This is a genomic window from Streptomonospora alba, assembly GCF_000826685.1.
In the GTDB taxonomy this organism is placed as follows: domain Bacteria; phylum Actinomycetota; class Actinomycetes; order Streptosporangiales; family Streptosporangiaceae; genus Streptomonospora; species Streptomonospora alba.
The window spans coordinates 98,055-105,291 of record NZ_JROO01000040.1; the positions used below are offsets into that span (position 1 = coordinate 98,055).

The 7,237-nt window shown below is 72.7% G+C and carries 5 protein-coding genes; 2 read left to right on the plus strand and 3 right to left on the minus strand.

What is annotated here, in order from left to right; all coding sequences use genetic code 11:
* Positions 1–345: 345 nt before the first annotated feature.
* Positions 346–1,302 (minus strand): hypothetical protein, encoded by a 957-nt coding sequence (locus tag LP52_RS20290; protein ID WP_157036407.1) that lies wholly within the window; start codon positions 1,300–1,302, stop codon positions 346–348.
* A gap of 160 nt (positions 1,303–1,462) precedes the next feature.
* Between LP52_RS20290 and LP52_RS20295 the strand changes: the two genes are divergently transcribed.
* Positions 1,463–4,078, plus strand: a complete 2,616-nt coding sequence (locus tag LP52_RS20295) for an ATP-binding protein (RefSeq protein ID WP_052810065.1) — start codon at positions 1,463–1,465, stop codon at positions 4,076–4,078.
* Positions 4,079–4,089: 11 nt separating this feature from the next.
* On the plus strand, positions 4,090–4,764 hold the full coding sequence (locus LP52_RS20300) for a response regulator (RefSeq protein WP_040275944.1): 675 nt from the start codon (positions 4,090–4,092) through the stop codon (positions 4,762–4,764).
* Between the two features lie 23 nt (positions 4,765–4,787).
* Here the strand turns inward: LP52_RS20300 and LP52_RS20305 are convergent, their stop codons facing one another.
* Both LP52_RS20305 and LP52_RS20310 read right to left on the minus strand, forming a co-directional pair.
* Entirely contained in the window at positions 4,788–5,900 is a 1,113-nt protein-coding gene (locus LP52_RS20305) for a glycerophosphodiester phosphodiesterase family protein (protein ID WP_040275900.1), read from the minus strand.
* Positions 5,901–6,092: 192 nt separating this feature from the next.
* Positions 6,093–7,013, minus strand: a complete 921-nt coding sequence (locus LP52_RS20310) for an aminoglycoside phosphotransferase family protein (protein ID WP_040275901.1) — start codon at positions 7,011–7,013, stop codon at positions 6,093–6,095.
* Positions 7,014–7,237: the final 224 nt, after the last annotated feature.

A 7,237-nucleotide genomic window follows, 5' to 3' on the forward strand; every position in this document is an offset into this window, starting at 1 on the left:
ACCGGGTACTGGGCGGCGCGGCCTACTCCTCGCGCGTCGACCGGGCCCACCCACGCCGATGCGAGATCACGGCGACGACCGCGTTCCTCCGTTGATCTTGTACTTACGGTCACATGTGATCGCTCACAATGACCGTAAGTACAAGATCAACGCTGATGCGTAGGGCCGGGACCGGGCCGGCCGCCTCCCTGGCGCGACCTCACCCGTTCAAAAGCCGGGACCTAGCCGACCGGCGGGGCACCGGGGGCGGGCTCCCGGGGACGCATCGGGCCGCCACCGCAGCAGGCGGCCGCTCTTGCGGGCTCCCGGAGGGGGTCCCCCTGCCCGTCCCGGCCCGTGCGCTCTCTAGAGCGTCCGCCCGGTCGTCGCCGCGCGCCGCTCGATCAGCCGGGCCATCTCGACGGCGGCCTCCAGCTTCTCCTCTGGGCTCATTTCGGCCGTGCCGTAGCAGACGACGTCCACCACGAGGTTTCGGTCGCGGAACTGGGCGACGACCCAGCTGCCCCCGGCTTCGTCCAAGGCCGGAAAGTCCAGTGACTCGACGTTGGTGTAGATGATCACGAACCCGTCGTCGCCCGCGCCCAGCCGGTTCACCTCGACGTCGGCCACGGCCGACCCGAAGTAGGCGTCGACACCGCGTGCCGCGGAACCCGTTTCGACGCCGCCGGAGAGTTCGATCCGGTTGCGGTCGAGCGCGCGCCGCAGCGACGCGTAGTCGGCCTCCTCGGTGGCGGGGTCGTAGCGGTTCAGGTTGGCCGCCCCCAGGGCCAAAGAGCCCGACTCCCTCCTGCCCGTGCACTGCGCCTGCTGCACGACCTGCGGCTCCCGGGTGTGCATGCGGTCCCCGGTCAGCACGACTCCGGTGAAGGCGGCGCCTTCGAAGCCGGGAACGGTGTCGAGGGCATCGGCGGGCAGCAGCTCCTCGCACGCGGCGATGTCGGCGTATGGCGGCCCGTCGTCCAGCGCGACCCATACGAACCCCGCGATCACGCCCACCGCGGCGGCTCCGGCGACGACACCGGCGATCAGCCGCCGGCGCAGGCGCTGCGCCCGGTCTCCGGCCGACGGCGGACCGGCGGACGCGGATCGGCGGCCGGGCACACCTGCGCTCGGCGCGGCCGTCCCCGCAGCGCCCCGGCCCGGTGGCAGCGGGCCGCCCGGCGGCCCCGGGAAATCGGCGTCGCCGGAGGACGCGGGTCCGTACCGTCCCGGCGGCTGACCGTACGGGCCGTACGGGCCGCGCGGAGCGCCGCCGTGGTATCCGTGGGGGTCGGGCGAGGGCTGGGGCGGCTGCGCGGCCATGGCGGCTCCTCCTGCGTTTCGGCGAGCCCGGGGGGAGGGCCGCGCTCCCGCCCCATTCTGGCGCCTCGCCGCCCTCGGCAGGAGGGGCGGCAGCAAGTCGTCGGCCGTACCGGGGCCGCCTCCTTTTCTCTTACCGGGGAATTCGCCGCACAATGGAGAAGTGGCACGTGGCAAGCTCCGCATCTATCTGGGCGCCGCTCCCGGCGTAGGCAAGACCTACGCCGCGCTGAGCGAGGCGCACCGACGCCGCGAGCGCGGCACCGACGTCGTGCTCGGGCTGGTCGAGACCCGCGACCGCCCCCGCACCGCCGAGCTCCTCGACGGGCTGGAGGAGATGCCGCGCCCGCCCCAGGCGGACGGCGCCTGCGCCGAATTCGACCTCGACGGCCTACTGGGGCGCGCCCCGCAGGTGGCCGTCGTCGACGACTTCGCCCACACCAACACGCCCGGCACCCGCAACGCCAAGCGGTGGCAGGACGTCGACGAACTCCTCAACGCCGGCATCGACGTCATCACCACGCTCAACATCCAGCACGTGGAGTCGCTCAACGACGTCGTCGAGCAGATAACCGGTGTTCGCCAGCACGAGACCATCCCCGACGAGATCGTCCGCCGCGCCGACCAGATCGAGCTGTGCGACATGTCACCGCACTCGCTGCGCCGGCGGATGTCCCACGGCAACATCTACCCCGCCGAGAAGATCGACGCCGCCCTCTCCAGCTACTTCCGCGAGGGCAACCTCACCGCGCTGCGCGAACTCGCGCTGCTGTGGGTCGCCGACCGCGTCGACGAGGGCCTGGCCCTGTACCGCGGCGAGCACAAGATCCGCCAGACCTGGGAGGCCCGCGAGCGGGTCGTGGTGGCGCTGACCGGCGGCCCCGAGGGCGAGACCCTCATCCGCCGCGCCGCCCGCGTGGCCGCGCGCTCGCGCGGCGGCCGCCCCCAGCCCAGCCACCTGATGGCCGTGCACGTGGTCCCCGGCGACAACCTCGCCCACCCGCTGCCCGACGTCATCACCGACCAGCGCCGGCTGCTGGCCGAGCTGGGCGGCACCTACCACCAGGTCATAGGCGACGACATCCCCACCGCGCTGCTGGAGTTCGCCCGCGGCGTCAACGCCACCCAGATCGTGCTGGGCTCGTCGCGGCGGCGCGCCTGGCAGTACATCTTCGGCCCCGGTGTGGGAGCCACGGTGGCGCGCGAGTCCGGCGACATCGACGTCCACATCGTCACCCACGAGGAGGTCGGGCGCGGGCGCAGCCTGCTGCCTCCGCTGGCGGCGAGCGTGAGCCGGGCCCGCCAGGTCTGGGGCTGGCTCATCGGCGTGCTCGGTCCCGCGGCACTGGCGGGCGCGCTGCAGCTGCCGATGACCGACGGCGTGGGACTGACCACCCACGTGCTGCTGTTCTTGGTCTGCACCATCGCCGCCGCCTTGGCGGGCGGGCTGTGGCCGGCGCTGATGTGCGCCGTGTGGAGCACCGTGCTCCTGGACCTGCTGTTCACACAGCCGCTGTACGGCCTGGCCATCGACAGTCCCGGCAACGGCGTGGCGCTGGCGGTGTTCGTCCTGGTCGGAGTGCTGGTGGCGTTCGTCGTCGACCTGGCCCGGCGCCGTTCCCTGCAGGCCAGCCGCTCCAAGGCCGAGGCGAGCACACTGAGCCTGCTGGCCAGCAGTGTCATCGACGGCCAGGAACCGCTGCCGGCCCTGCTGCGGCGCATCCGCGAGACGTTCGGGCAGCGCTCGGTGGCGCTGCTGCGCCAGGAGGACTCCGGAGAGTGGACCCGGCTGGAGTGCGTCGGCGAGGCCCCGTGCGAGGCCCCCGACCAGGCCGACGCCCTCGTCTCGGTCAGCGACTCCCTGGCGCTGGCGCTGCGCGGCCACATGCTGCCCGCAGCCGACCGCCGCATCCTCGGCGCCTTCGCCACCCACATCGGCATCGCACTGGAGCGCCAGCGCCTGGCCCACGACGCCGCCGAGGCCAAGCGCCAGGCCGCCCGCAACCGCATCCGCACGGCGCTGCTGGCTGCCGTCTCCCATGACCTGCGCACACCGCTGACCTCGATCAAGGCCAGCGTCTCCAGTCTGCGCTCGGTCGACATCGAACTCGACGAGCAGGACCGCGGCGAACTGCTGGAGAACATCGAGGAGTCCACCGACCGGCTCAACAGCCTCGTCGACAACCTGCTGGACATGAGCCGGCTGCAGACCGACACCGTCCAGCCCAAGATCCGTGCCGTGGGCCTGGAGGAGGTGGTCCCCGCCACCCTGATCGGCATCGCGCCGCACACCGTGGGCGTGGACGTACCCGACAACCTGCCGCGGGTGCGCGCCGACGCCGGCCTGCTGGAGCGGGCGGTGGCCAACGTGGTGCAGAACGCGGCGCGGCACAACCCGCCCGACCGCCCTCCCATCCGGCTGTCGGCCAGCGCCCTGGGCGACACCGTGGAGCTGCGGGTGGCCGACCACGGGCCGGGGGTTCCCGACGAGCACAAGGACCGCATCTTCGAGGCCTTCCAACGCCTCGGCGACGCACCGCGGGGCACCGGCATCGGACTGGGCCTGGCCGTGGCGCGGGGGTTCACCGAGGCGATGGACGGTACGCTCACCGCCGAAGACACCCCGGGAGGCGGCCTGACCCTGGTGTTCACGCTGCACAGCACCACGGCCGAGCCCGCGCGCGACGGTTCGCCGCTCCCGCCCGCGGGCGCGGCCGCCGAGCAGGAACCCGCCTCCGGCTCCTCGGGTTCACCGAGCGGCCCCTCCCAGGAAAGCTAAAAGGTGTGACGATGCGGATCCTGGTCGTCGACGACGACGCGCAGATCATCAGGGCGATGCGGATCAACATGCGGGCGCGCGGCTACGAGGTCGACACCGCCTTCGACGGCCGCTCGGCCCTGCAGGCGGCGGCCAAGCACCCGCCCGACGTGGTGCTGCTGGATCTGGGCCTGCCCGACATGGAGGGCGGCGAGGTCATCGAAGGACTGCGCGCGTGGACGTCGGTACCCATCATCGTGCTCTCGGCGCGCCACTCCTCCAGCGAGAAGGTGCGCTCGCTGGACGCCGGCGCCGACGACTACGTCACCAAGCCCTTCGGCATGGACGAGCTGATGGCGCGCATCCGCGCCGCCCAGCGCCGCTCCATGCACGTGGAGGAGGCGCCGGTGGTGGCCACCACGGCGTTCACCGTCGACCTGGGTGCCAAACGGGTCACCCGCGGCGACGAGGAGGTGCGGCTGACCCCCACGGAATGGCACATCCTGGAGGTGCTGGCGCGCAACGCCGGGCGGCTGATCAGCCAGCGGCAGCTGCTGCACGAGGTGTGGGGCCCCAACTACCAGAGCGAGACCAACTACCTGCGGGTGTACATGGCCCAGCTGCGCCGCAAGCTCGAACCCGACCCGGCGCACCCGGCCTACCTCATCACCGAGGCGGGCATGGGCTACCGCTTCGAGAAGGGCTGAGGACGGGCGCCGCGGGCGGCCGTTCAGCGAAGGCGCGTGCGCACGAACAGCTCCCGGGCCCGGTAGAGGTGGTCCGGGTTGTCGCTGAAGACGCCGTCCACGCCGGTCGCGAAGACCGCCAGGTAGTAGGACGTGTAGTCGCCGTAGCGGGTGGGGTCGTCGCCGATGTCGTAGCCGTCGGGCAGGAACGCGTTCTCGCTGCGCAGCGTGTAGGGGGTCACCAGCAGTCCGCGCTCGTGGGCGTCGGCGACCAGGGCGGTGGGCTCGCCCGCGCGCCCGTCGTCGCCGATCGGCAGCACCCAGCTCATCGCCGGGCCGACGGCGTCGGCGTACTCGGCGATGCCGTCGAGGGCCTCGGGCGTGGTCAGGTCGCCGCGGGCGCCGCTGATCAGCTGCACGACGCGCGCGCCGATCAGTTCGTCGACCTCGCGTGCGCTGTCGGGCTCGAAGGACTGCACGACCACCGGACCTTCCTCGTCGTCGAGGCCGCGCTCGCGCAGCGCCTCGGCGAGCATGTGCTCGGTGTCCAGACCGATGGAGTCGAAGTACCCGCCGTGCTTGAGCTCGGGAATGATCTGCAGGTCGCGGTTGCGGTGGCGGCCGCGCTCGAAGGTGTCGAGGACCTCCTCGAAGGTGGGGATGCGGAAGGCGCCGTCGAAGCGGGTGTTGCGCGGGCGCACGTCGGGGATGCGCTCCACGGCTCGCAGCGTCTTGATCTCGGCGAGCGTGAAGTCCTCGGCGAACCAGCCGGTGACCCGGCTGCCGTCGATGGTCTTGGTGGTCTTGCGGTCGGCGAACTCGGGATGGTCGGCGACGTCGGTGGTGCCGCTCAGCTCGTTCTCGTGGCGGGCGATGAGATGGCCGTCCCGGGTGGGTACCAGGTCGGGCTCGATGACGTCGGCACGCTGACGGATCGCCGTCCGGTAGGCGTGCAGCGTGTGCTCGGGGCGGTAGGCCGAAGCGCCGCGGTGGGCGATGACCCACGGGGTCTCGACGAGGGACTCGGTGCCGGCCCCGCCCGAAGGGCCGGCGGGCGCCGGCTCCGCGGCGGCGGGGGCGGCACCGGCCAGCAGCCCGAGGGCGAGCAGCGGTGCGGTCAGGGCCATGCGGCGGGAGGCGGCAGCGGGGCGTGGCATGGGGGGCTCCTTACGGGTTCCGCTGTGGCGCGCACCGGTGCCGAGCACCGATGGCGAACTCCGACGGGGAAGACCCTGGCGGGCGCACGCGACCCCTGCATTCCCCCCGGTTGAACGTCGGGCCACCGCCGGTCGAACGGCCGTCCTCACGGCACCGGGACGCGACCGCCCCCCTGCACCGGTATCCGCGGCTCAGCTCGCGGCCAGCTCCATCAGCATGGCGAAGTGGGCGGTGTCGGCGCGCTTGCGGTTGGCCTCGGCGATGGCGAAGAGGGGCGCGCACGCTCGGCACCAGGCCATCAGCCGCTCATGGGGGACGCCGATGCCGGCGGAGAGCACTGCAACGCGCCGCTCCACCTCCTCCAGGCTGTCGGCCCGCCATAAGGCCCAGTCGACGGCGTCGGCGGCTCTGTCGCCGACGCAGGCGCGGGGGTCGACCGCGACGAGGCCGCGCTCCTTCCCGCCGAGGAGGACGTTGCCGGGATGCAGGTCGCCGTGCAGCGGCACGGCGCCGTCATCGGCGTCGGCGAGGTCGCGCGCACGGGCGTGGCCCCGGTGCACCGCCGACGGCGGGATGATCTCGGCGGCCGGGGCCGACTGGCGTTCGCGCTCCCACATGTCGAAGATGAAGTTCATCCGGCTGTTGAGCGGGTGCAGCTCGCCGAGGTCGTTGCGGGCCACGTCCACCGAGTGCAGGTCGGTGATGAGCGCTGAGATCTCGGCCATGTCGGGGACCTCGCCCTGCAGCGCGACGGTGCGGCCGGGGCCGACGGCCTCCATCAGCATCGCGCTGTGCTCGCCGTCGACCTCCCACACTTCCGGCACCCTGCCGGTGTCCTGCCACATCCGCAGCAGGCGGGCCTCTGAGGTGACCAGGCCGTGGTCGGGAGAGATCTTGAGGACGCCGCGCGCGCCGTCGGCCGTGCTGCAGAACAGCACCACCGAGGTGCGGACATGCGGCGCGGACTCCTCGACGGTGAGGTTCCACCGGCGCGCCAGTTCGTCGACCCGGGCCGGCAGGCCCGCCAGCCAGTCGATGGCGCCGGTGCCGAATCTGCGGACCAGCCGCTCCTGCTGCTTCGCATCGACCAACTGCTGTGTGACGTCGTTCATGGGTCCACCTTGTGCATCGGCCCGGCCCTGGATCTGTGGTTTCGCGTTGGCGTGGCCACCCCGAGTGCTCGGCGCGCGACTGGAGGCGCGTGACGCACTGGTCGACCTACCCACTGACGCCGCACTCCTCCCCTTCGCATATGGGGGCGGTTCGCAGAGGTTGTGCGGGCGGCGACCCGACGGCGGCGGCCGACGCCCGCCTGACGGCATGCGCCGGCGGGCGG

Excerpts from the sequence above, each read along its gene's own strand:
- LP52_RS20300 (WP_040275944.1), top strand. The coding sequence starts at position 4,090 with ATGCGGATCCTGGTCGTCGACGACGACGCGCAGATCATCAGGGCGATG.
- LP52_RS20305 (WP_040275900.1), bottom strand. The coding sequence starts at position 5,900 with ATGCCACGCCCCGCTGCCGCCTCCCGCCGCATGGCCCTGACCGCACCG.
- LP52_RS20310 (WP_040275901.1), bottom strand. The coding sequence starts at position 7,013 with ATGAACGACGTCACACAGCAGTTGGTCGATGCGAAGCAGCAGGAGCGG.
- LP52_RS20290 (WP_157036407.1), bottom strand. The coding sequence starts at position 1,302 with ATGGCCGCGCAGCCGCCCCAGCCCTCGCCCGACCCCCACGGATACCAC.